Source organism: Streptomyces sp. NBC_01408, from assembly GCF_026340255.1.
GTDB lineage: Bacteria > Actinomycetota > Actinomycetes > Streptomycetales > Streptomycetaceae > Streptomyces.
In genome coordinates, this window is sequence record NZ_JAPEPJ010000001.1 from 636914 (window position 1) to 658619 (window position 21706).

Below are 21706 nucleotides of genomic sequence, written 5' to 3' on the forward strand. Positions count from 1 at the left end.
GAGAGGTAAGGCGGAAGTAGTGCAGGAACAGGACGACCTGATCACCCGGGCGCAGGCCTGGCTGGCCGAGGACCCGGACCCGGAGACCGCGGCGGAGCTCGCCGCGATCATCGAGGCGGGCGACACCGCCGGGCTGGCGGACCGCTTCTCCGGCACGCTCCAGTTCGGCACCGCCGGGCTGCGCGGCGAGATCGGCGCGGGTCCGATGCGGATGAACCGCTCCGTGGTCATCCGGGCCGCGGCGGGCCTCGCGGCCTACCTGAAGGCCCAGGGCCACGCCGGCGGCCTGGTCGTCGTCGGCTACGACGCGCGCTACAAGTCGGCCGACTTCGCCCGCGACACCGCGGCCGTGATGACCGGCGCCGGGCTGCGTGCGGCCGTCCTGCCCCGTCCGCTGCCGACGCCGGTCCTCGCGTACGCCATAAGGCACCTGGGCGCCGTCGCCGGCGTCGAGGTGACCGCGAGCCACAACCCTCCCCGGGACAACGGCTACAAGGTCTACCTCGGCGACGGCTCGCAGATCGTCTCCCCGGCGGACACCGAGATCGCGGCGCAGATCGCGGCGATCGGGCCGCTGGCCTCGGTCCAGCGCCCCCCGGCCGGCTGGGAGGACCTCGGCGACGAGGTCCTGGAGGCCTACCTGGCCCGTACGGACGCCGTCCTGACCCCCGGTTCCCCCCGGGGCGTGCGGACCGTCTACACGGCCATGCACGGCGTCGGCAAGGACGTCGTCATGGCGGCCTTCGCCCGGCACGGCTTCCCGGAGCCGGTCCTGGTCGCCGAGCAGGCAGAGCCGGACCCGGCCTTCCCGACCGTGGCCTTCCCCAACCCGGAGGAGCCGGGCGCGATGGACCTGTCCTTCGCGAAGGCCGCCGAGGTGAACCCGGACATCGTGATCGCCAACGACCCGGACGCGGACCGCTGCGCGGTGGCCGTCCCGGACAACGGCGGCTGGCGGATGCTGCGCGGTGACGAGGTCGGCGCGCTGCTCGCGGCCCACCTCGTCCACAAGGGCGCCGAGGGCGTCTTCGCCGAGTCCATCGTCTCCTCCAGCCTCCTGGGCCGGATCGCGGAGGCGGCGGGCGTGGGCTACGAGGAGACCCTGACGGGCTTCAAGTGGATCGCCCGTGTCGAGGGCCTGCGCTACGGCTACGAGGAGGCGCTCGGCTACTGCGTGGACCCCGAGGGCGTCCGCGACAAGGACGGCGTCACCGCCGCCCTGCTGGTGGCGGAGCTGGCCTCGGAGCTGAAGGAGCAGGGCCGCACCCTGGCCGACCTGCTGGACGACCTGGCGATGGCCCACGGCCTGCACGCCACCGACCAGCTGTCGGTCCGCGTGTCGGACCTGTCGGTCATCGCCTCGGCGATGGCGGCGCTGCGCGCGGAGCCGCCGGTCTCGCTGGCGGGCCTGCGGGTGGTCTCGGCGGAGGACCTGTCGGTCGGTTCGGCCGCGCTGCCGCCCACGGACGGCCTGCGCTACTACCTGGACGGCGACTACAAGGCCCGGGTGATCGTCCGCCCGTCCGGCACGGAGCCGAAGCTGAAGTGCTACCTGGAGGTCGTGGTCCCGGTCCCCGAGGCCTCCGACCTGGCCCCGGCCCGCACCCGCGGCCAGGAGGTCCTGGACGCGATCAAGAAGGACCTGGCGGCCGCGGCGGGCATCTGAGCCCGCCCACCAGTCCGACGGCCCCCCGAGCCCCGTCCGGCTCAGGGGGCCGTCACCGTATCCGGGTGCAGCCCGGCGGGGCCGGCGTTCGAGGCGCCGCCGGATGAACCCGGCGGGGCATCGCTCGTCATGTCGACGCTCCTTGCGGTCAGCGGGCGCTCCGCTCCAGCAGCATCACCGCATACACCGGCGAGTCGGCGAAGGGCTGGTTCTCGCCGATCTTCCGGTAGCCCCACCCCTCGTACATGGCCTGCAACCGCGGCCGCCTGGTGTCCACGGTCAAAACCGCCGATGCCTCGCCGCGGCCTTCGAGGAGCGCATCGTGCAGGCGCGGACCGAGGCCGGTCCTGCGCCACTTCGGGCGCACCATCAGCTCGGAGACGTGGAGGGTGGCCGGGTCGGCCGGCGGGGTGTCGAGGTGCCCTTGCCACCACTGGCGGCCCTCGGCGGCTGGGGCCCCGTAAGAGAACCCGACGGGCACATCGCACTCCCATGCGATCACGCAGGTGAAACCGGGGTTGCCACCCCAGTGGTCCACGAACCAGGGGAAGCGCTGGACGAACTCCTCGTTGATGCGGTCCGCGTACGCGTCAGCGTGAACCTCCAGGAGGGTTTGCCGTATCGCGGGCAGATCATCGTGTGCGTGGCGGCTCAGGGTGATGTCGCTCAACGCGGGCTCCATTCGGTGCGGTATCGGTCGCCCCACTCGCGGGCCGCCCGGTCTGTGGGGGCGAGGGTGAACAAGTCCCGGTGAAAGTCACCGATCTGGGTCCGCATCCGGCCCGGGATCGGGTCACCGGCCATCAGGTCGAACGCCTTGCCCGTCGTCGCGCACGCCTGGTCGGTGTCGCCCTGGCGGAGCTGCGCGTGCGCGAGACGCACCATGGTCATGGCCCGGTTACGGCGCAGGGTGGCGGGGAGCGCGGCCAACGCCCGGTGGGATGCGGCCTCGGCGTGCGCGGGCTCGCCCAGCAGCTCCCGGACGATCGCCGTGATCGCGGCGAGCTCCGCCGGCCCGTAGAACCCGATCCACGGCGGCCGCGGAGCTGCGTGGGCGCGGGTCAGGGCGTCTTCGGCGTAGCCGAGGGAGCGCAGCGCCGGTTGCCGGTCGCCGCGTGAGGCGTGCCCGATCGCGGTACGCGCGTGGGCCAGGGAAGCGAACAGCGGGTCTCGGCGGGCGGTGGTCGTGGCCTGCGCCGCGAGGGAGGCGGCGACTCCCTCCCCGAACTGCCCGCACTGGTGCGCGAGCATCGCCGTCGAGTTCCACACCCGCATCTGCGCCATGGAGTCCTGCGCCATCCCCGCCAGGCGCAGCGCCTGATCGAGATGGGTGCGGGCACGGTCGGGTTGGCATGCGTCGATGCACGACCAGGCGGCCGACGCCGTGTAGTGCGACGCGAGGGAGAACAGCCTTTGCCTCACGGTCTGGGAGGCGGCCCGCTGCTGCAACGCGACTGCCTCGGCGGCCCTGGCGAGCGCGGCCCTCTCCAACGCCCCGTGGCCGCCCCGGGTCTGGTCCAGCGCGGTCAGGCCGCTCATCCCCTCCCGCAAACGGATCACGTCCGCAGTACCGACCGACCGGCGGCCGGAGGGAACAGCGGCAGCGGCGGCCGCGCCGACGGTCAGAGAGCAGAAGGTGCGGCGTAGCACGGGGTCCTCCAGCGGTGCTGGTAGTGCGGGTGAGGCGAACCCTAGAACCGTGATCGGACATCCGAACACCTGCTCAAGCGCTGCCCGGGTCCGGCCGATCGGCCTGGTCGTGGTCCCGTTCACGAGATTCCGCACGCTCCGCGCGGACACGTTGCCCGGTCTGCCGGTGATCGACTGGAGCGCGCCGTTCATCTGAGCTGCCAACTCGTCCTGAGTCAGACCCAGATCAGCCATTCGCGCCCCCAGTGCGGCGTTCTCTGCCATGCCACCGACCGTAAGCCCACGATCACGGGGCGATCCAGGCGAAGGGTCAATCAGCCGTAAAGTCTTCCGGTTGTCTGCGCCCCTGCCCCCACCAACCTGTCCTGTCTCCGGCCGTCTCATGGCCGTTGACTGGAGATCAGCACCACCCCCGCACCATTCCCAGCGATCACGACCCAGGGCGGCGGCGATGACGACACAGCTACAGGACCACCAACGCCGATTCCCGCGCGCCATCGCGCTGCCCCGCCACCTGTGGCCGGCGCCCGGCACCACCGTCCGTGCGATGGAAGCCCCCGAGCACCTGGCCGTGGGCGTCCTCGCCCGCTACGGCACCCCGGCCGACGCGTTCCCCGGCTACGGATACGTACGTCCGCTCGAAGGCGGCCGCGAGTGGGTCGCCACCCCCGAATACCTGAGACCGGCACACCCCACGGAAATCTCCGCCGCACTCATCCAGGGGTGGTCCCGGTGACCGGCCGCGTCTCGGGCTCGGTCTCCGGCGGCGAGTGGCACCCCATCGACCATCCGCTGACCGGTGAGACCGTCCATGACATCGCGAACGGCCTCACCGGCACCCTGACCTGCGTCACCGGGGAACGCCACGGCGGCCGTCTGCTGGAGATCGCCCACATCCGCCCCCCTGGCGGAGGAATCGAGTGGACCACCGCGGCCTCCGACATCTCCCGCGCCGGCGGTGCCCGGTGAGCGCCGCCCAGATCGGGGACCTGGTCGAAGACGGCCCCGGCGGCGGTCAGTGGATCTATACGGACCGGCGCGGCGGAACACCGATCCTGCGCCCCCTGTACGGGGGCACCGCAAATACCCGGGAAGCCACGCACCCCAAGGGGCTTCGGGTCATCAAGACAAGGCAAGAACTCCGAGCCGAGTCCCCGTACTTCCTGTAGCCGGACCACGGGGCCGCTCCTGGCCCCCATCTCACGGCTGCCCGGCCCCCGGACCCGTCGAGGGGGAGATGGCGGGCCCGCGCGCACCCACGCGCGATACAGCGCCCTGGCGGCGAGCCGTCAGCGCGGCGGCGGGACCCCCGCGGAAGCGGTCGGCCTGACGATCTCGCCCAGGGTCGGCACCGACTCCGGGCGGGAGCGGACCGCGTCGGTGCACTCCCACGCCCGCGGCGGATCCGCGTCCGGCCCGCCCAGGACCACCGGGCCCCGGCCCGCCGACACGGCTTCGCTGCCCGCCAGGGTGCACACGAGCTGCGAGAGCGCCACCGGCGGCAGGTCCTCCGGCTTGCGGCTCAGCCGCACCGTGCCCACCGGGTCGCCCGTACGCGGCTCGACCGCCGCCAGCCCCGACGGCACCCCGGTGGTGAAGCCGGCATCCCGCTCCTCCGCCGACGGCGTCCGCTCCAGCTCCTCCAGCAGCGCTTGCGTCACGAGCGCAACGGGGTCCCGCAGGACCCTCTTCTCGGGCACCGGAACCACCCGTTCCACGCCCACCAGCTGCGATCCGCAGACCAGTTCCAGCGTGGCCCGGAAGCCCTGCACGGTGTTCTGCCCGCCCGGCTGCGCCGGGGTGTCGCAGGACACCCGGGACGGCGCCGCGCCCACGTCCACGGGGACCGTCGTCGCCCTGATCCCACAGCCCGGCAGGCAGCCCACGGCGACCAGCGCGAGCAGGGCCGGCACCACCGCCCGGACCCTACGCGTCCTCGTCACCCGCGATCACCTTCCCCACGTCCACCGGCAGCCGCAGCGTGAACAGCGCTCCGCCCCCCGCCCCGTTGGCGGCGGTGATGTCGCCGCCGTGGATGTGCGCGTTCTCCACGGCGATCGACAGGCCCAGCCCGCTCCCGTCCGACTTCGGCCGGGACGCGCTCGCCTTGTAGAACCGGTCGAAGACGTGCGGCAGGACGTCCTCCGGGATGCCCGGACCGTTGTCCTGGACCGCGATCACCAGCCACTCGCCCTCCACGACCACCGAGACCCGCACCGGCGAACCGCCGTGCTTGAGCGCGTTGCCGATCAGGTTGGCCAGGATGACGTCGAGGCGGCGCGGGTCGAGGCGCGCCACGATGCCCCGCTCGGCGTCGAGTTCGACCGCGTCCAGCCAGGCCCGCGCGTCGATGCAGGCCGTGACCTGGTCGGCGACGTCCACGTCGTCGAGGACCAGCCGGGCGGTGCCCGCGTCGAAGCGGGTGACCTCCATCAGGTTCTCCACGAGGTTGTTGAGCCGCCGGGTCTCGCTCACGACGAGCGCGACGGCCGGTGCGATCATCGGATCGAGGTCGTCGACCTCCTCCTCCAGCACCTCGGCCACCGCCGTCAACGCCGTCAGCGGGGTGCGCAGTTCGTGCGACATGTCCGCGACGAAGCGCCGGCTCGACTCCTCCCGCGCGCTCATGTCGGCGACCTTCTTCTCCAGCGCCTCGGCCGTCTTGTTGAAGGTGTGCGACAGGTCGGCGAGTTCGTCGGTCCCCGACACGTCGAGCCGGTGGTCCAGCTCGCCCTCGCCGAGCCGCCGCGCCGCGTCACCGAGCCGCTGCACGGGCTTGAGCACGGTCCGGGCTGCGGCCTGCGCCAGCAGCGCGGACCCGAGCAGCGCCAGACCCGTCGCGATGGTCAGCGACCAGCCGAGCGCGTTCAGGTCGTCCCGCTCCTGCGCGAGGGACTTGTACATGTAGCCGGTCGGCCCGCCACCCACGATCCGCGTCCCGCCGACCAGGTACGGATTGCCCTGCGGCTTCGTCCGCTGCCAGTACATGTGGTACTCGGAGTCGTTCGCCGCGGTCATCTTCTGCTGGTCGTTCACGGCGTGCTGGAGGGACGCGGGTACGTCGTCCAGCCCGAAGGAGTCGGGGCCCGCAGCGCCGAACACCTGGTGCCTGTCCTTGCCCTCGTCCACCAGCAGCACGCTGTAGCCGGGGCTGCTGCCCGCCATCAGCTCGGCGGTGCGCTGCATCTCCTCGGGCGTCGGGTCGGCGGGCAGCGCGGCGGCCCGGTTCTGCATCTCCTGCCGGAAGTCGCCGAGGGCGGCCTCCTGGACCCGGGTGAGAACCGCCTCCCGGTTGAGCCAGTACGCGATCCCGGAAGCCGAGACCGCGGCCGTCAGCGCGACCAGCGCGAACACCACGAGGAGCCGCAGCCGCAGGCTGGTCCAGCGCCGGCCCGCGAGCAGCGCCGGGATCACTGCGGAGAGTCCAGGCGGTAGCCGACGCCGCGGACGGTACGGATCAGGGTGGGCGAGGACGGCACGTCCTCGACCTTGGCGCGCAGCCGCTGCACGCAGGCGTCGACGAGCCGGGAGTCGCCGAGGTAGTCGTGCTCCCAGACGAGGCGGAGCAGCTGCTGACGGGAGAGGGCCTGGCCGGGCCGCCGGCTCAGTTCCAGCAGGAGCCGCAGCTCGGTCGGGGTGAGCTGGAGGTCCTCGCCGTTCTTCGTCACCGTCATCGCGGCGCGGTCGATGACCAGGGACCCGAAGCTCGCGGAGTCGCTGGACTCGCGCTCGCCGCGGCGCAGCACGGCCCGGATCCGGGCGTCGAGGACCCGGCCCTGGACGGGCTTGACCACGTAGTCGTCGGCACCGGACTCCAGGCCGACGACCACGTCGATGTCGTCGCTGCGCGCGGTGAGCAGGATGATCGGCAGCTGGTCGGTGCGGCGGATCCGCCGGCACACCTCGAAGCCGTCGATCCCGGGCAGCATGACGTCCAGCACGATCAGGTCCGGCCGCTGCTCGCGCAGCAGTTTCAGGCCGTCCTCGCCCGTCGCCGCGGTGGCCACTCGGTGGCCCTGGCGTGACAGGGAGAGTTCGAGGGCCGTGCGGATGGCGTCGTCGTCCTCGATCAGCAACAGGAAAGGCACGGGCTCATTCTGTCCCATCCCCCGTTGGGACTTCGACCTTCGTGCGGCGGAGATCCGGTCACGGTGGCTGTGACAGGCCTGTGACAGTCGGCGGACACCCCGGTTATGTCAGCGGGGCAGGCTTCTACCAACGCACAACGGACCGAAGCAGACTCCACGACGGGGGGCGCGAGATGAACACGCTGCACAGCACCACGACCAGCGCGGTTGTCACGCGGCTGCACGATGTGAACCGCCGGGCGGGTGTCCGTACGGTGACGGTCGCCCGTCCGCGGCCGGCACACGTCACAGCCATTGACGCGAACCAGTACCAGGCGGTTCCCGCACAGCGCACCCCGTCCTCCACGTCGGAGGCGGAGTTCACGGCGTACGTGCAGGAGCGGCGGGCCGCGCTCTACGCGACGGCCTTCCACCTCACCGGCGACCGGCACGAGGCCGAGGACCTGTTGCAGAGCGCGCTGTTCTCCACGTACCGGGCGTGGGACCGCATCACCGACAAGGCGGCCGTCGGCGGCTACCTGCGGCGCACGATGACGAACCTGCACATCAGCGCGTGGCGCCGGCGGAAGCTGAACGAGTACCCGACGGAGGAACTGCCGGAGCAGGCCTCCGACACGGACGCGATGCGCGGTACGGAGCTGCGTGCGGTGCTGTGGCAGGCGCTCGCCCGCATCCCGGAGCCGCAGCGCACGATGCTGGTGCTGCGGTACTACGAGGGCCGCACGGACCCGGAGATCGCCGAGATCCTCGGGATCAGCGTCGGCACGGTGAAGTCGAGCATCTGGCGTTCGCTGCGCCGCCTTCGCGACGACGAGGCGCTGAGCTTCGGCCACGACGAGGCGGAGTCCTTCGAGGAGCTCGTCGCGTAACGCGGCACACCGAGAACCATCGGGCCGGGGGGCCCGTCCTACGGGGGTGGGACGGGGGCTCGCGGGGGGGCGAAGAGGCGGGATCAAGCGGTCGGGGGTCCGCGTGATCCCGCCTTTTTGCGTGCGCGGCCGGTGCGGCTCAAAGATCCGGGGCTCTGCCCCGGACCCCGCTCCTCAAACGCCGGAGGGGCTGGATGGTGCCCCGCCGGAGCCGAACCCAGCCCCGCCGGCGATTGAGGCGCGGGGTCCGGGACGGAGCCCCGGCAGTGGCGCGGCAGCCGGACTGACCCAGCTAGGCCCGAGCGCGAGCGGAACCGGCCCGGTGGCGCCCGGCCGCGGCGGCGGCCAGGCGGCCGAGGGCCTCGTCACGGGCACAGGCGTGTGCGCCCAGCCCGACGTGCCGGGCCACGATGCCCCGCTCGGCCCGCATCAGCCGCCAGCCCCTGCGCAGCAGGAACGGAACGGACTTGCGGCCCTCGCGCAGGTCGCGGGCCAGCCGCCGGCGGAAGGTGGTGGAGGGCCGCCCGCGCAGGCAGATCGCGTCGGCCAGCAGCCCCAGCTCCTGGCAGCGCGCCGCGATGTCGGCGGCGAAGATGCCCTCCGCGATGAACAGCGGGGTGCGCGGGGACCGGGCGATGTCCAGGGTCTCGGTGCCGGTCCGCGAGGACGTCGCGATGTCGTACACCGGCACCTCCGTCCGCCCCGTCGCGCACAGCCGCGCGATCGCGGCGACCGCCGTGTCCGCGTCCCAGGACAGCGGGGAGTCCCAGTCGATGTCGGAACTGCCCTCGACCAGGGGGAGGGTGGGGTCGTCGCCCTCCTTGTAGAAGTCGTCGAGGCGCAGCACGGGCAGCCCTGAGCGGGCGGCCAGGGAGGACTTGCCGGAGCCCGACGGACCGGTCAGCAGGACGACGCGGGTCGGTGAAGGAGAGGAGGAGCTCACGGGACACCAGTCTGAACCATTCCCCCGGGTAGGGGATCCTCCAGGTGGCCGGTTGGTATCCAGGATCACACGTCAACTACGCTGCGTGCGCACGCGACTACGACCACAGGCGAGGATTCCCATGGCACGTCACGCAGCTCCTTCCGGACCGAACCGGCTCCGCGCCGCGGGCCTGAGCGTCTCGATGGCCGGCGCGGCCCTGGCGATGGCCGCCGGCGGGGCGCAGGCCAGTGAACTCGACGTCCCGGCCGCACTGGCCGGAGTAGCGAACCCGATCGCGAACCTGAAGGTGAACCCGCTCGCGAACACCGGGGTGGACCCGCTGGACAACGGGGTGGCCACCCAGGTCGCGGACTTCCCGTCCGTCGGGACCGGCGCGGTCACCGGCATCCTGACCCAGGGGCCCTCCGTCGGCGAGCTGCCCACCGCGGCCGTGTCCTCGCTGCTCGGCCCGGTGCTCCCGAAGCAGTAGGCACGCGAAGGCCCCGACAGCGCGGGGGTTCGCTGTCGGGGCCGGTTCGCGAGGGGCGGCTAGTACGAGGAGCCGCCCGCGCCCAGCGAGCCCGTGGGGTGCCAGACGGTCTTGGTCTCCAGGAACGCCGTCATGCGGTGCATGCCCGGGTCGGCGCTCCAGTCGTCCACAGGCTGTGGACGCAGGACGCGCTTGAGGTTGTCGGCCGCCGCGATCTCCAGCTCCTTGGCCAGCGCGGTGTCCGCGCCCGCCAGGTCGATCGCGTTGACGTCCTGGTGGGACGCCAGGTGCGGGCCCATCTCGGAGGCCTTGCCGGAGAGGATGTTGACCACGCCGCCGGGCAGGTCGGAGGTGGCGAGCACCTCGCCCAGGGACAGGGCCGGCAGCGGGGACTTCTCCGAGGCGATCACGACGACGGTGTTGCCGGTCGCGATCACCGGGGCGACCACGGAGACCAGGCCGAGGAAGGACGAGTCCTGCGGGGCCACGACCGTGACCACACCGGTGGGCTCGGGGGTGGAGAGGTTGAAGAACGGGCCCGCGACCGGGTTGGCCCCGCCCACGATCTGGCCGATCTTGTCGGTCCAGCCCGCGTACCAGACCCAGCGGTCGATCGCCGCGTCGACGACGGCGGCGGCCTTGGACTTGGACAGTCCCTCGGCCTCGCCGACCTCGCGGACGAACTGCTCCCGGCGGCCCTCCAGCATCTCGGCGATGCGGTAGAGGATCTGGCCGCGGTTGTACGCGGTCGCGCCCGACCAGCCGCCGAAGGCCTTGCGGGCCGCGACGACCGCGTCACGGGCGTCCTTGCGGGAGGACAGCGGGGCGTTGGCCAGCCACTTGCCCTTCGAGTCAGTCACCTCGTACACCCGGCCGCTCTCGGAGCGGGGGAACTTGCCCCCGACGTACAGCTTGTAGGTCTTGAAGACGCTCAGACGCGCCGTCGACGACTCAGACATCGAGGTAGCCCTCCAGGCCGTGGCGACCGCCCTCGCGGCCGAAGCCCGACTCCTTGTAGCCGCCGAAGGGCGAGGTCGGGTCGAACTTGTTGAACGTGTTGGCCCAGACGACACCCGCACGGAGCTTGTTCGCGACCGCGAGGATGCGCGAGCCCTTCTCCGTCCAGATGCCGGCGGACAGGCCGTACTGGCTGTTGTTCGCCTTGGCGACGGCCTCGTCGGGCGTACGGAAGGTCAGCACGGACAGCACCGGGCCGAAGATCTCGTCGCGGGCGACGGTGTGCGCCTGGGTGACGTTGGTGAACAGCGTCGGGGCGAACCAGTAGCCGGCGGACGGCAGCTCGCACGCCGGGGACCAGCGCTCGGCGCCCTCGGCCTCGCCGGTCTCCGCGAGCGCGGTGATCCGGGCGAGCTGCTCGGCGGAGTTGATCGCGCCGATGTCGGTGTTCTTGTCGAGCGGGTCGCCCAGGCGCAGCGTGGAGAGGCGGCGCTTGAGGGAGTCGAGCAGCTCGTCGTGGATCGACTCCTGGACCAGCAGGCGGGAGCCCGCGCAGCAGACCTGGCCCTGGTTGAAGAAGATGCCGTTGACGATGCCCTCGACGGCCTGGTCGATGGGGGCGTCGTCGAAGACGATGTTGGCGCCCTTGCCGCCCAGCTCCAGGGTGACCTTCTTGTCGGTGCCGGCGACGTGGCGGGCGATCTTCTTGCCCACGGCGGTCGAGCCGGTGAAGGCGACCTTGTTGACGTCCGGGTGCTCGACGAGGGCCGCGCCCGCGTCCCCGTAGCCGGTGAGGATGTTGACGACGCCCTTGGGCAGGCCCGCCTGGCGGCAGATGTCCGCGAAGAACAGCGCGGAGAGGGGGGTGGTCTCCGCCGGCTTCAGCACGACCGTGTTGCCGGTGGCGAGCGCCGGGGCGATCTTCCACGCGAGCATCAGCAGCGGGAAGTTCCAGGGGATGACCTGGCCGGCCACACCCAGCGGGCGGGGGTTGGCGCCGTAGCCCGCGTGGTCGAGCTTGTCGGCCCAGCCCGCGTAGTAGAAGAAGTGCGCGGCGACCAGCGGGAGGTCCGCGTCGCGGGTCTCCTTGATCGGCTTTCCGTTGTCCAGGGTCTCCAGGACGGCCAGCTCGCGGCTGCGCTCCTGGATGATCCGGGCGATGCGGAAGAGGTACTTGGCGCGCTCGGAGCCGGGCAGCGCGGACCACTTCTCGAAGGCCTTGCGGGCGGCCTTGACGGCGCGGTCCACGTCGGCGGCGCCCGCCTGGGCGACTTCGGCAAGGACTTCCTCGCTGCTCGGCGAGACGGTCTTGAAGACCTTGCCGTCGGCGGCGTCGGTGAACTCGCCGTCGATGAAGAGCCCGTAGGAGGGGGCGATGTCGACGACCGAGCGGGACTCGGGAGCCGGTGCGTACTCGAAGAGGGATGCCATGGTGATCAGTCCACCGTCACGTAGTCGGGACCGGAGTAACGGCCGGTGCTCAGCTTCTGGCGCTGCATCAGCAGGTCGTTGAGCAGGCTGGAGGCGCCGAAGCGGAACCAGTGGTTGCTCAGCCAGTCCTCGCCCACGGTCTCGTTGACCAGGACCAGGAACTTGATCGCGTCCTTGGTGTTCCGGATGCCGCCGGCCGGCTTCACGCCGATCTGGATTCCAGTCTGCTCCTTGAAGTCGCGGACGGCTTCGAGCATGAGCAGGGTGTTGGCGGGGGTGGCGTTGACGCCGACCTTGCCGGTGGAGGTCTTGATGAAGTCGGCGCCCGCGAGCATGCCGATCCAGGAGGCGCGGCGGATGTTGTCGTAGGTCGACAGCTCGCCGGTCTCGAAGATGACCTTGAGGCGGGCCGCGGAGCCGTCGGGGCGGACGCAGGCCTCCTTGATGGCCTTGATCAGCTCGTACGTCTCCAGGTAGCGGCCGGCGAGGAAGGCGCCACGGTCGATGACCATGTCGATCTCGTCGGCGCCGGCGGCGACGGCGTCGGCCGTGTCCGCGAGCTTGACGGGCAGCGCCGCGCGGCCGGCGGGGAACGCCGTGGCGACGGAGGCCACCTTGACGTCGGCGCCGTTCAGCGCCGCCTTGGCGGTGGCCACCATGTCGGGGTACACGCAGACGGCGGCCGTCATCGGCGTGGTCCGGTCGGTCGGATCGGGGTGGACGGCCTTGGCGGAGAGCGCCCGGACCTTGCCCGGGGTGTCCGCGCCTTCCAGCGTCGTCAGGTCGATCATGGAGATGGCCAGATCGATGGCGTACGCCTTGGCCGTCGTCTTGATCGAACGGGTGCCGAGGGCGGCCGCGCGGGCCTCCAGGCCGACGGCGTCTACGCCGGGCAGCCCGTGGAGGAAGCGGCGCAGCGCGCTGTCGGACGTCGTCACGTCAGCGAATGCGGTGAGGGTGGTGGGCATGGTCACCAGATGAGCATATCTACGCGCGTAGCGGCCTGTCACCCCCTCCCCCGGATCCGCTATGGAATCGACACTTCCGTTCTCTGTTACGCGGCCATGACAGGAAGCGCATCCTCCGCGCTTACAAGATCAATAGATTTCTCTTCAGCAGCCCGCCAGAACCTCACCCGGACGAAAACCCGACAGAGACAAACGCGGCATGCGGCTCTTCTTTCTCTTCCGAAACCCTGCTCCCAGGAGTCGTTATGCGTACCGCCGCCCGCACCGCCATCGCCACCGCCGTGCTCGCCGGGGCCCTCCTCGCCCCCGCCGGTGCCGCCTTCGCCGCCACCCCGGTGAATGCCGCAGCCGCAGCCGCGTCCTCGTCCGACCCCGACCGCTACAGCGGCACGCCCGTCTTCATCGACGCCGGCCTCCTCGCGGTGCTGCGCCACACGTCCAGCGGACCCGAGGCCCGGATCCGCGCCTACGGCCCGGAGTGGAACCCGGGCGACGCCTACATCGGCGAGGCCCTGGCCGTGCTGGACGACGAGCACCGCTCCCGCTCGGTCCGCGGCCTGAAGCTGGAGCTCGTCAAGAGCAACACGGGCAACACCGAGACCCTCGTCGTGACCAAGGACGGCCGGAGCACCTCCTACGACCTGCCCAAGGGCCAGGGGACCCTGTGCACGACCCGGCCCGTCCACAAGATCCTGGGCCGCGGCCTCGAAGCCGACCTGACCATGTCCCCCGACGGCCCGGTGGCCTCCCTGTACGCCCAGGGCTCCCGCGTCGAGCCGACCCGGCTGGACCGCAACAACCCGGCGAAGGAGGAGTACACCGTCCGCATCCTGAACCCGAACTCCGCCGAGCCGGTCCTCGAATGGCAGCTGCAGAACGGCGCTCCGTGGGCCCACGCGGCGTTCCCGAAGCTCCACACGGGCTGCACGCCCAACTACACCCTCCAGAAGCCGACCCAGAAGCCGCAGCCGGAGACCAAGCCCTCCGCGAAGCCGTCCGCCAAGCCGACCGTCGCGCCCAGCGCCACGCCGAGCGGCACGCCCAGCGCCACGCCGAGCGCCACTGCGGCCGCGCCGAAGGCGCAGACCGTCGGCCAGACCTCCGTCGTGCCCAAGGGCGGGGTCGCCGCGGGCGCCGAGATCGCCACCGAGGACACCGACGGCTCCACCGCCGCCCTCGCCGGTACCGGGCTCGCCGCGATCCTCGCCGGGCTCGGGGCGTACGTCCTGCTCCGCGGCCGCCGCGCCGCCCAGCGCTGACCGCCCCCTCACCACCCCTCCGGCGGGCCACCCAAGAGGACTCACTCCTCTAGCGGTGGCCCGCCGCACCCGTTCCCGGAGCACCCCCATGGCCCCCCGCGTACGCCTCCTCCTCGCCGCCACCCTCCTCTCGGCCGCCCTGACCGGCTGCGGCGCCGCCACCACCCCTGCGGCGCCGGACGCGACCGGGAGCGCAAGCGCCACGGCCGCCCCGCCCGACGTCACCCCCACGGCCGTCCCCGCCGCACCCGCGACGGCCGCCCCGCTGCCCGCCTCCGAGCCCGTACGCGTACGGATCCCCGCGGCCGGCGTGGACACCTCCCCCGTGCTCAAGCTCGGCCTGGCCGCCGACGGCACCGTCGAGGTGCCCTCCGTGGCGGACGCGGAGAAGATCGGCTGGTACACCAAGGGCGTCACCCCCGGCGAGACCGGCCCCGCGGTCCTGATCGGCCACTTCGACACCGCGCAGGGCCCGGCCGTCCTCAAGGACGTCTCGCGGGTACGCCCCGGCGACGAGATGACCGTCTCGCGGGCCGACGGCGGCGCCGCCGTCTTCCGGGTCCGGGAGCTGGAGCAGGTCGACAAGAAGGCGTTCCCCACCGACAAGGTGTACGGGGACACCGCGCGCCCTGAGCTGCGCGTCATCACCTGCGGGGGTCGGATCACCGACGGCCACCGGCCCGACAACGTCATCCTGTACGCCGATCTCGTGGGCTGAGACGGCGTGGGGCAGAATCGACCACATGAGCAGCCAGCAGCAGCAGCCGACCGGTGAACCGGTCTACGACGACCGCGTCTACCGCTCCTCCATGGGCGTGGTCTCGGGGGTGCTGATGCTCGCGCTGCTCGCCTGGCTGTGCGGGGACGGCGTGCTGCGCGGCGACGGCGACACGCCGTGGATCGCGCTGGCGGCGGCCCTGTTCCTGGTACCGCTGGTCGTGGCCTTCACGATCCGCCCGGCCGTCTTCGCCAATGAGGACCGGCTGCGCATCCGGAACCCCTTCCGGATCATCGAGCTGCCCTGGGCGGCCGTGGACGCCGTGCGCTCCGGGTACTCCGTGGAGGCGCTGGCCGAGGGGTCGAAGTACCAGCTCTGGGCGGTTCCCGTCTCCCTGCGCGAGCGCAAGAAGGTCAACAAGCAGCACCTCAGGGGCGCCGCCGGGCGCGCGGGCGGCCGGGGTCCGGCTACCCCGGAGGCGAAGTCCCACGTACCGGCGGAGCCGCAGCGGGCCACCGCGGACCGGATCGCGGAGGAGCTCCAGGGACTGGCCGAGCGCGGCGCCTCGCGGCCCGGCGCCCAGGGCAGCGTGCGCGTGCGCTGGTCCTACGAGGTGATCGCGCCCGCCGTGGCCGGAGCCCTGCTGCTGACCGTGCTCCTCGCGACGGGCTGACCGGCCCCGCTGCCGCACGTGCTCCCCGCCACACACCCGTCCGGGCGGAACCAGGCCTACCGCCCGGCGCGTCCTCGCAGGTGTGCAGCGTCTTGAGGCCGGCGGCAGCGCCGCCCCCGCCATCCCCCTGCGGCTCCGGCTCCTGGCCGGGGCCCTGCTGGCCGCCCATCTCCTCGTCGTGGGGTGGCTGACCCTGCGGCCCCTGGACGTGCCCTGGGCGGCGGCGGCCAATCTGACCCCCCTGGAGGGCATCAGGGCGGACCTCGCGTACGGGCCGCTCGGGGCGGCCCGGCGGATCGGGGAGGGGCTGGCGCTGCTCGCCCCGCTCGGGGTGCTGCTGCCGCTGGTCAACGGCCGGCTGGCGCCGTCCCCGCTGACCGCCTGGTCCTCGCTGGTGCGGACCGCCGCCGCGATCGTGCTGCTCTCGCTGAGCATCGAGATGCTCCAGAGCGCGGTCCCGGGCCGGGTCGTCGACGTGGACTCGGTCCTGCTCAACACGGTCGGGGCGGTGCTCGTGCACGTGGCCGTCGTACCGGCCCTGCGCGCCCGGCTGCGGCGTTCACACCCGGTTTATCAGGGGCACACCCCGAGAATTTCCAGGGTCGGGCTCGGCCCCTGGACCGAGGTTCTGTCGGCGGTTCAGCGGGAGTATTGAGGCATCGCAAGCCGTGCTGGTCTTCAGGACGGACAGCGATCCCGACGAAGGAGAAGCCATGAGCGCCCTTGCCCGCCCCCGTGACGGACGATGGATCGGCGGAGTCTGCGCCGGACTGGCGCGCCGTTTCGGAATGTCCGCGAACACGATGCGCGTCATATTCGTCGTCTCGTGCCTGCTGCCCGGCCCGCAGTTCCTGATCTACCTGGCGCTGTGGCTGCTCCTGCCGAACGAGAAGTCCGCCTCCACCGCCTGGTAGTCCCGGGCCGCCTGATAATCCCGGGCCGCCCGGATCTGTCCGGGCCGCCCGCTCAGCCGGCCCGCCGGACCTTTTCCAGCTGCTTGTCGGCCACGTCCTGCGGCACCTGCGCCTTCTGCTGGGCCGCCGCCACATTGAGGGCCATCAGCCGTACGACGGTGTCGCCCTCGCGTACGACGACCAGGTGCACCGGGGCGGAGACGCCCGCGGCGGTGGCGGTCGTGGTCCAGCTGACGGTCTCGTCGCCGTTCGTCGTGTACTCGGCGGACCGCACCTCGCGGTAGCCGGCGGTCTGCTTCTCCACGGAGGCGGAGAAGCCCGAACCGCAGGCGACGACGGCCGCCTTGAGCCGGGCGATCAGCGCCTTGGCGTCGCTCTCGGCGTAGGAGCTCACGGCGGCGGAGACGGCGAGTCCGACCTGCTTCTGGGAGCCGATGCCCCGGCTGACGGTCTCGCGCGCGGCCGGGTCGGGATCGTCGCCCATGATGTCGGCCAGGGGCTGGCAGGCCTTGCGGTCCGCCTGCGGCTGGCCGCTGGGGGCGTTCGGGTTCTTGCCCTGTGCGGAGACCTGGTAGCCGGCCAGGTCGCCCTGTTCCAGCGCGGACCGCTCCAGCTTGCTCCCGCCGGTCTTCGGCGTGGCCGCTCCGGTCGAACCGGCGGAGGGCGCGGGAGCGCCCGGGGAGGCGGCTGCGGAGCCTTTGGGGTCGGGAGCCTTGCCCGGCGGGGCACTGTCGGGGCTGTCCGTGCCACCGCAGCCCACGGCCGTGAACAGCAGGGCGGGGACCATCGCGACCCAGGTCGCTCGTGCCTTCATGCGCATGACCGAAACCTCATACCCAGTGCGTCGGCGGGCAGTTGGTGGTGATCGTGGCACACGGCGCGGCGGGACACACACCTCGTCGAGGAGACGTGCGCCCGCCGCTCGCGTGTTCGTGTCGCGGCAGCGTCAGCCGCCGAGACCGTTCAGGGCGCCGGTGGCCGGAGCCAGGCCGCCGAGCAGGCCGGTGACCGGGGCAGCAGGGTCGCTCTGCGGCTGACCCTCCTCGGAGCCCGTCTGGTTGGTGAGCGACTGGGTCGCACCCGTGACGGTGGTCAGGGCATCGGCAATACCGATCGCGGGAGCGGCAGAGGCGGTACCGGCGGCGGCGACGGCGAAGGCGGCACCGAGAACGGCGGCACCGAGGGTCTTGGCAGCTGACTGCTTCATGAAAACGTGTCCTTGCGAAGGGGAATTGGGCGGCTCCGCAAACTAGTCACTCCAAACCCCGGCCCGCAAACATCCTTAAATACGAGAAAGCGCCCGGGAATTGCTCCTCCCGGACGCTCTCCGTATGTCACGCCTTGGCCTACAGCGAGACAGAACCGCTGGTCGAAGCCGTCTGCTGGAACAGCCACTCCGACTTCAGCTCCGCGTAACCCGGCTTGATCACTTCGTTGATCATGGCCAGTCGTTCATCGAAAGGAATGAACGCGGACTTCATCGCATTGACGGTGAACCACTGCATGTCGTCGAGCGAGTAGCCGAAGGCGTCGACCAGGTGCTCGAACTCGCGGCTCATGCTGGTGCCGCTCATCAGCCGGTTGTCGGTGTTGACGGTGAGCCTGAAGTGCAGCTTCCGCAGCAGACCGATCGGGTGCTCGGCGTACGAGGCGGCCGCGGCCGTCTGCAGGTTCGAGGTCGGGCACATCTCCAGGGGGATGCGCTTGTCCCGGACGTACGAGGCCAGGCGGCCCAGCGTCACAGAGCCGTCCTCGGCGACCTCGATGTCGTCGATGATCTTCACGCCGTGGCCGAGGCGGTCGGCGCCGCACCACTGCAGGGCCTGCCAGATCGACGGCAGGCCGAAGGCCTCGCCCGCGTGGATCGTGAAGTGGTTGTTCTCGCGCTTGAGGTACTCGAAGGCGTCGAGGTGGCGGGTGGGAGGGAACCCGGCCTCGGCGCCGGCGATGTCGAAGCCGACCACGCCGTTGTCGCGGTAGCGGTTGGCCAGCTCTGCGATCTCCAGGGCGCGCGCGGCGTGGCGCATCGCGGTGAGCAGGGCGCCGACGCGGATGCGGTGGCCGTTGGCCTTCGCGCGCCGCTCGCCCTCGCGGAAGCCGTCGTTCACGGCCTCGACGACCTCTTCGAGGGTCAGGCCCGCTTCCAGGTGCTGTTCGGGGGCGTAGCGGATCTCGGCGTACACGACGCCGTCCTCGGCCAGGTCCTCGGCGCACTCGGCGGCGACCCGGGTCAGGGCCGCCTTCGTCTGCATGACCGCGCAGGTGTGCGCGAAGGTCTCCAGGTAGCGCGGGAGGGAGCCGGAGTCGGCGGCTTCCCGGAACCAGATGCCCAGCTTGTCGGCGTCGGTCTCGGGGAGGTTCTCGTAGCCGGCCTCGCCGGCCAGCTCGATGATGGTCCCGGGGCGCAGGCCGCCGTCGAGGTGATCGTGCAGCAGCACCTTCGGGGAGCGGCGGATCTGATCCGGGGTCGGCAGGTTAGGGGTCTCGCTCGTCATCTGCGCACTCTAACTCCTACGCGCGTAGAGCTGGGTGCCTGCGGTGACCCCGGTTATGTAACAGTGACCGCGCGGACGGATGGCGTACACCTCGGCGTCTGAGACTGTTCCGCCATGGCACAGCATGCGCCGCCGGCGCGCGGGGCCCGCCTGGGGCGGGCGGCCGGCGCGATCGGCTCGGGCTCGACAGTCAGTGGTGTGGTCCTCCTGCTCCCCGGGGCGTCCAGATTCCCGCCCGGTCCGGTGCGTCCGCTCGCGCGGGCACTGGCCCGGGCCGGCGGGGCCCAGGGGCTGGTCACGCACGCCGTCGTGCACGGCGGGGACGCCCCCCGGGAGGAACAGGCGGCCTGGGCGGCGGCCGAGGCGGTACGGCGGTACGGCGACGTGCCGGTGTGCCTGGCCGGGTACGGCGCGGGGGGCCGGGCCGCGCTGCGGGCCGCCGGCCACGAAGCCGTCAATTCGGTGCTGGCCATGGCCCCTTGCTTAACCGAGGCGGCGGGCGACGGGTCGCCTGAACCGGTGAAACAGCTGTCGGGGCGGCAGGTCCTGATCGTGCACGGCACGAACGACGCCAGGAGCGACCCTGAGGAATCCTTCCGGCTGGCGGCGCGGGCGAAGAAGGCCAACCGCTCGACGTGCCGCTTCGAGGTGCATTCGGACGGGCACGGGCTGCGCGAGCACCAGGCGGAAGTGGTGGCCCTGGCGGTGGACTTCGTCCTCGGGGCGGTGTTCTCGGGGCAGTACTCGCGGCCGGTGACCGACGCGCTCGCGGCTCCGCCGCCGCTGGGTCTGCGGATGCCGCTGGCCTCGGGCTTCGGTCAGTCGCTGCGGCGGTGACGGGCGGCCCCCGGCCGCCCGCGCGTACAGTGAGGAGCGAGGCTCGGGGCTTCTCCCACGGAGGCGATGAGTATGGCTGGCCTGGTGTCGAAGAACTTCGACAAGCCCGACGAGACCCGGCCGTTCGAGGACGGCAAGGGCAGGCTGGACCTGGTGGAGACGGGCGGCGGATCCGTCGGCCGGGCAGTCTTCGAGCCGGGCTGGAAGTGGTCGGAGCACATCAAGCCGCTGGCCGGTACGGACAGCTGCGAGTCCGCCCACACGGGATACGTCGTGAGCGGCCACATGAAGGTCGTCATGAACGACGGGGACAGCGCGGAGATCGGCCCCGGCGACTTCATCCAGATCGCGCCCGGGCACGACGCCTGGGTGCTGGGCGACGAGCGCTGCGTCGTACTGGACTGGACCGGCTACGACACCTACGCGAAGCCGGTCTCCGGCTGACGCGTCCGCCGCCCCGCCGGGTCCTGCCCGAGCAGGCCGGCGGCGCGGTCCAGGGTGCGGGCCAGGGAACCCGCCGTCGGGCCGGTCGCCAGGACGTACGCGTGGTGCAGCCCGCCCGTCGGGGCGCGGCGGACCGTGGCGTCCGGCTCCACCTCCAGCTGGACCCGGACCACGCCCGGTACGGCGCGGGCCGCGGCGAGCCCGGGCCGCACCCCGTCGAGGCGGCGGCCGGGCGGGAAGTCCACGTACCGCAGCCCGGCGTGCGCGGCGCGCGGGATGCGCGCCGGGGCGGGCAGGCCGAGCCCGGCGGCGAGGGCGAGGGCGAGTACGTCGGTGCCGTGGGCGAGCCTCAGCAGCCGGACGACCTCCTCGCCGCCTGGACGGGCGTGGGCCTCCACGAGGCGCGGGCCGCGCGCCGTGAGGACGACCTCGGTGTGGGAGGGGCCGTCGCGGTGTCCGGCGAGGTCGAGGACCCCGCGTACGAGGGCCCGTACGGCCTCGGCGGTCCCCGTGTCCAGCGCCACGGGCAGGTCGTGGCCGGTCGTGGTGAGGCCGGGGCCGGTCCGCCGGCGGGCCCAGCCGAGGACGCGGTGGCGGCCGTCCTGGGAGAGGGCCTCCACGGTGAGTCCGGGCCCTTCGAGCAGCTCCTCGACGAGGAGGTCGGTGACCTCGGGGTAGCAGCGCGCGGCGCGCCGGGCCTCGGGGGCGTCCCGGACCAGGGACACCCCCTCGCCGTCGGCGCCCGCGCGGGGCTTGACGACGCACGGGTAGCCGATGAGGCCGGCGAGGAACGGGATCAGTGCGGCGCGCCCGCAGCGGGCGAAGGAGACGGGCCGGCCGGGGTGCAGGGCGTTGGAGCGGGTGCGCAGCGCGGCCTTGTCCATGAGGGCGGTGACGGCTGCGGAGGGCGTTCCGGGCAGGCCCAGTTCCTCGTTGGCGCGGGCCGCGGACAGGGCCGCGGCGGCGGTGAAGCCGAAGACGGCGGCGCGGCCGGCCCGGACCTCCTCCAGCGGGCCGAGGGCATCGATCAGGCGGCGGTGGTCGCGCCAGTCCGTCCGTACCCGCCGCTCCGCCCCCTCACGGTCGGATGGCACGGGCGGACCCGGCGCGACCACCACGGTGTGCGCGCCCGCACGGCGGGCGGCCGCCAGCACGGCGGGTCGCGGGCTCAGCAGGACGGCCACGGGCCCCCGCCCCGGTCCGGCTGTCCGCTGCCCCATACCGCGCTCCCCCTCCACGCCGTGCTGCCACTGTGCCCCTTCGGCATATGCGGATACCGTCCGGGCAGGCGTCGTCTTGCCGCCTTGCGGGAACACGAGGGG

Annotated in this window: 26 protein-coding genes; 13 read left to right on the plus strand and 13 right to left on the minus strand. The window is 72.4% G+C overall.

Annotated elements, in window-relative coordinates:
• Nucleotides 1-19: 19 nt before the first annotated feature.
• Nucleotides 20-1666 carry a phospho-sugar mutase gene (locus OG447_RS02890; protein WP_266934609.1) on the plus strand — a complete coding sequence of 549 codons (1647 nt, stop codon included), beginning with the start codon at nt 20-22 and terminating at the stop codon, nt 1664-1666.
• Between the two features lie 148 nt (nt 1667-1814).
• On the opposite strand, the gene OG447_RS02895 is transcribed toward OG447_RS02890, so the two are convergent.
• Nucleotides 1815-2348 carry a GNAT family N-acetyltransferase gene (locus OG447_RS02895; protein ID WP_266934611.1) on the minus strand — a complete coding sequence of 178 codons (534 nt, stop codon included), beginning with the start codon at nt 2346-2348 and terminating at the stop codon, nt 1815-1817.
• Nucleotides 2333-3316, minus strand: coding sequence for a hypothetical protein (locus tag OG447_RS02900; protein ID WP_323181717.1), 984 nt, complete (start codon nt 3314-3316; stop codon nt 2333-2335). Before OG447_RS02900 ends, OG447_RS02895 begins: the two co-directional genes overlap by 16 nt.
• Nucleotides 3317-3365: 49 nt before the next feature.
• Here OG447_RS02900 and OG447_RS32230 point away from each other — a divergent pair, with 49 nt between their 5' ends.
• From OG447_RS32230 to OG447_RS02910, 3 genes are all read left to right on the plus strand, one after another.
• Nucleotides 3366-3512, plus strand: coding sequence for a hypothetical protein (locus OG447_RS32230; protein WP_323181718.1), 147 nt, complete (start codon nt 3366-3368; stop codon nt 3510-3512).
• Nucleotides 3513-3767: 255 nt separating this feature from the next.
• On the plus strand, nt 3768-4052 hold the full coding sequence (locus OG447_RS02905) for a hypothetical protein (protein ID WP_266934613.1): 285 nt from the start codon (nt 3768-3770) through the stop codon (nt 4050-4052).
• A complete protein-coding gene (locus tag OG447_RS02910) occupies nt 4049-4285 on the plus strand; it encodes a hypothetical protein (protein WP_266934615.1) in 237 nt (78 codons plus the stop codon). The genes OG447_RS02905 and OG447_RS02910 overlap by 4 nt, the downstream gene beginning before the upstream one ends.
• Nucleotides 4286-4605: 320 nt before the next feature.
• Here the strand turns inward: OG447_RS02910 and OG447_RS02915 are convergent, their stop codons facing one another.
• Genes OG447_RS02915 through afsQ1 form a run of 3 tightly spaced genes read right to left on the minus strand, consistent with a single transcriptional unit; the run spans nt 4606 to nt 7404 of the window.
• Nucleotides 4606-5259, minus strand: a complete 654-nt coding sequence (locus OG447_RS02915; RefSeq protein WP_266934617.1) for a hypothetical protein — start codon at nt 5257-5259, stop codon at nt 4606-4608.
• Nucleotides 5243-6730 carry a sensor histidine kinase gene (locus OG447_RS02920; RefSeq protein WP_266934618.1) on the minus strand — a complete coding sequence of 496 codons (1488 nt, stop codon included), beginning with the start codon at nt 6728-6730 and terminating at the stop codon, nt 5243-5245. The genes OG447_RS02915 and OG447_RS02920 overlap by 17 nt, the downstream gene beginning before the upstream one ends.
• Nucleotides 6727-7404, minus strand: coding sequence for a two-component system response regulator AfsQ1 (gene afsQ1 / locus OG447_RS02925; RefSeq protein ID WP_063754818.1), 678 nt, complete (start codon nt 7402-7404; stop codon nt 6727-6729). The genes OG447_RS02920 and afsQ1 overlap by 4 nt, the downstream gene beginning before the upstream one ends.
• Before the next feature lie 173 nt (nt 7405-7577).
• On the opposite strand from afsQ1, the gene OG447_RS02930 reads away from it, so the two are divergent.
• Nucleotides 7578-8273 carry a SigE family RNA polymerase sigma factor gene (locus tag OG447_RS02930; RefSeq protein WP_266934620.1) on the plus strand — a complete coding sequence of 232 codons (696 nt, stop codon included), beginning with the start codon at nt 7578-7580 and terminating at the stop codon, nt 8271-8273.
• A 292-nt stretch (nt 8274-8565) separates the two neighbouring features.
• Here OG447_RS02930 and OG447_RS02935 read toward each other — a convergent pair whose 3' ends face one another.
• Complete coding sequence (locus OG447_RS02935) at nt 8566-9282, minus strand: uridine kinase (protein ID WP_266938725.1); 717 nt, start codon at nt 9280-9282, stop codon at nt 8566-8568.
• A 55-nt stretch (nt 9283-9337) separates the two neighbouring features.
• On the opposite strand from OG447_RS02935, the gene OG447_RS02940 reads away from it, so the two are divergent.
• Nucleotides 9338-9688, plus strand: coding sequence for a hypothetical protein (locus tag OG447_RS02940; RefSeq protein ID WP_266934622.1), 351 nt, complete (start codon nt 9338-9340; stop codon nt 9686-9688).
• Nucleotides 9689-9747: 59 nt separating this feature from the next.
• On the opposite strand, the gene OG447_RS02945 is transcribed toward OG447_RS02940, so the two are convergent.
• The 3 genes from OG447_RS02945 to deoC are packed head-to-tail and all read right to left on the minus strand — an operon-like array spanning nt 9748 to nt 13044.
• The gene (locus OG447_RS02945) at nt 9748-10647 is read right to left on the minus strand and encodes an aldehyde dehydrogenase family protein (protein ID WP_266934624.1); all 900 of its coding nucleotides are present in this window, start codon (nt 10645-10647) and stop codon (nt 9748-9750) included.
• A complete protein-coding gene (locus OG447_RS02950; protein WP_215148402.1) occupies nt 10640-12076 on the minus strand; it encodes an aldehyde dehydrogenase family protein in 1437 nt (478 codons plus the stop codon). Before OG447_RS02950 ends, OG447_RS02945 begins: the two co-directional genes overlap by 8 nt.
• A 5-nt stretch (nt 12077-12081) precedes the next feature.
• Entirely contained in the window at nt 12082-13044 is a 963-nt protein-coding gene (deoC, locus tag OG447_RS02955) for a deoxyribose-phosphate aldolase (protein ID WP_266938727.1), read from the minus strand.
• Nucleotides 13045-13289: 245 nt separating this feature from the next.
• Here deoC and OG447_RS02960 point away from each other — a divergent pair, with 245 nt between their 5' ends.
• From OG447_RS02960 to OG447_RS02980, 5 genes are all read left to right on the plus strand, one after another.
• Nucleotides 13290-14303, plus strand: coding sequence for a hypothetical protein (locus OG447_RS02960; RefSeq protein ID WP_266934626.1), 1014 nt, complete (start codon nt 13290-13292; stop codon nt 14301-14303).
• 88 nt (nt 14304-14391) lie between these two features.
• A complete protein-coding gene (locus OG447_RS02965) occupies nt 14392-15021 on the plus strand; it encodes a class F sortase (RefSeq protein WP_266934628.1) in 630 nt (209 codons plus the stop codon).
• A gap of 25 nt (nt 15022-15046) precedes the next feature.
• Nucleotides 15047-15694 carry a PH domain-containing protein gene (locus OG447_RS02970; RefSeq protein WP_266934630.1) on the plus strand — a complete coding sequence of 216 codons (648 nt, stop codon included), beginning with the start codon at nt 15047-15049 and terminating at the stop codon, nt 15692-15694.
• An 82-nt stretch (nt 15695-15776) separates the two neighbouring features.
• On the plus strand, nt 15777-16349 hold the full coding sequence (locus OG447_RS02975) for a VanZ family protein (RefSeq protein ID WP_266934632.1): 573 nt from the start codon (nt 15777-15779) through the stop codon (nt 16347-16349).
• 58 nt (nt 16350-16407) lie between these two features.
• Nucleotides 16408-16608 (plus strand): PspC domain-containing protein, encoded by a 201-nt coding sequence (locus OG447_RS02980; RefSeq protein WP_266934634.1) that lies wholly within the window; start codon nt 16408-16410, stop codon nt 16606-16608.
• 52 nt (nt 16609-16660) lie between these two features.
• Here the strand turns inward: OG447_RS02980 and OG447_RS02985 are convergent, their stop codons facing one another.
• The 3 genes from OG447_RS02985 to OG447_RS02995 form a co-directional block, all read right to left on the minus strand.
• Complete coding sequence (locus OG447_RS02985; RefSeq protein ID WP_266934636.1) at nt 16661-17422, minus strand: hypothetical protein; 762 nt, start codon at nt 17420-17422, stop codon at nt 16661-16663.
• Between the two features lie 132 nt (nt 17423-17554).
• Nucleotides 17555-17815, minus strand: a complete 261-nt coding sequence (locus OG447_RS02990) for a hypothetical protein (protein ID WP_266934638.1) — start codon at nt 17813-17815, stop codon at nt 17555-17557.
• Nucleotides 17816-17954: 139 nt separating this feature from the next.
• Nucleotides 17955-19103 carry an adenosine deaminase gene (locus tag OG447_RS02995; RefSeq protein ID WP_266934640.1) on the minus strand — a complete coding sequence of 383 codons (1149 nt, stop codon included), beginning with the start codon at nt 19101-19103 and terminating at the stop codon, nt 17955-17957.
• Between the two features lie 114 nt (nt 19104-19217).
• Here OG447_RS02995 and OG447_RS03000 point away from each other — a divergent pair, with 114 nt between their 5' ends.
• Both OG447_RS03000 and OG447_RS03005 read left to right on the plus strand, forming a co-directional pair.
• On the plus strand, nt 19218-19940 hold the full coding sequence (locus tag OG447_RS03000; RefSeq protein ID WP_266934642.1) for an alpha/beta hydrolase: 723 nt from the start codon (nt 19218-19220) through the stop codon (nt 19938-19940).
• Between the two features lie 72 nt (nt 19941-20012).
• The gene (locus OG447_RS03005; protein WP_266934644.1) at nt 20013-20384 is read left to right on the plus strand and encodes a cupin domain-containing protein; all 372 of its coding nucleotides are present in this window, start codon (nt 20013-20015) and stop codon (nt 20382-20384) included.
• Here the strand turns inward: OG447_RS03005 and OG447_RS03010 are convergent.
• Complete coding sequence (locus OG447_RS03010) at nt 20360-21604, minus strand: ATP-grasp domain-containing protein (protein ID WP_266934646.1); 1245 nt, start codon at nt 21602-21604, stop codon at nt 20360-20362. The two genes, OG447_RS03005 and OG447_RS03010, sit on opposite strands and share 25 nt — an antisense overlap.
• Nucleotides 21605-21706: the final 102 nt, after the last annotated feature.